The 228-nt window shown below is 73.7% G+C and carries 1 pseudogene; it reads left to right on the top strand.

The window, feature by feature from the left end:
• Positions 1-176: pseudogene (locus SB816_RS35560) on the top strand (type II secretion system protein GspL); the annotation flags it as partial.
• Between the last annotated feature and the right edge of the window lie 52 nt (positions 177-228).

Below are 228 nucleotides of genomic sequence, written 5' to 3'. Positions count from 1 at the left end.
CCGTTTCGGCGCTGGCCGGCGACGCGCCGGTGACGCGCTATGTGCTGACCGGTTTGCCCGGCGAGCCCGCGAGCGCGGCCAGCAAGGCCGCGGCGCTGGCTGTTTTCCCCGGCGCGCAGCCGCTCGCCTTCGAGACGCTCGCCAAGCGCGCGCTCGCCTGCAAGTTCGATCTGTGCTAGTTCGAGTTCGCCGCGCAGCCGTGGCGTCTCGACCGCGCGACGCTGCGCC

This window comes from Achromobacter sp. SIMBA_011 (genome assembly GCF_046535435.1).
Lineage (GTDB): Bacteria > Pseudomonadota > Gammaproteobacteria > Burkholderiales > Burkholderiaceae_B > Achromobacter > Achromobacter dolens.
Note: the sequence above shows the minus strand (reverse complement) of the source record. Positions and strands in the feature narration are given on the sequence as shown.